This is a genomic window from Streptomyces sp. sk2.1 (assembly GCF_008120935.1).
GTDB lineage: Bacteria > Actinomycetota > Actinomycetes > Streptomycetales > Streptomycetaceae > Streptomyces.
The window spans coordinates 1-635 of sequence record NZ_RDBO01000257.1; the positions used below are offsets into that span (position 1 = coordinate 1).

Below are 635 nucleotides of genomic sequence, written 5' to 3' on the forward strand. Positions count from 1 at the left end.
CGTCCTGCTGCTCGACGAGGCGACCGCCTCCCTCGACCTGGCCAGCGAGGCACTGGTCAACCAGGCGACCGACCGCCTCGCCGGCCGCCGCACCACCCTGGTCGTCGCCCACCGGCTGACCACGGCCGCCCGCGCCGACCGGGTCGTGGTGATGGACCACGGCCGGGTCGTCGAGGACGGCACGCACGACGAACTCCTCGCCAAGGACGGGCGCTACGCCGTGCTGTGGCGCACCTTCATCGGGGAGGACGAGCCCGCCGGGGTCTGAGGACACGGGGCCGCCGGGCCCGACCGCGCGGGGCCGCCGGGCACTTCCGGCGGCCCCGCGCGGTTCCACGCGCCCGGACCGGCCCCGTGTTTCCCCTGAGGCCCCATGGGCCCGGACCGGCCCCGTGCGGGCCCGGTCCTCGGTCCTCAGTCGCCGATGTCGGAGATCCGGCCGGTCGCCAGGTCCGACCGCACGGTCAGGTACGAGTACGCGGGGTGCTCGCCGCGGCTCCAGGTGAGCCGCACCGTCGACCAGGTGTGACCGGCGGCGCTGTCGCCCGGGGTGACCCGCAGGGCGAGCGGGACGTTCTGGGCGCGGAGCACCCCGTCCGCGTGGTTGCGCCGCTCCCAGGCGTCCAGCCGGGAGC

2 pseudogenes are annotated in these 635 nt (G+C 76.9%); one reads left to right on the forward strand and one right to left on the reverse strand.

What is annotated here, in order from left to right:
• A pseudogene (locus EAO76_RS43410) lies at window positions 1-268 on the forward strand (hypothetical protein); the annotation flags it as partial.
• A gap of 146 nt (window positions 269-414) precedes the next feature.
• Here EAO76_RS43410 and EAO76_RS43415 read toward each other — a convergent pair.
• Window positions 415-635: pseudogene (locus tag EAO76_RS43415) on the reverse strand (hypothetical protein); the annotation flags it as partial.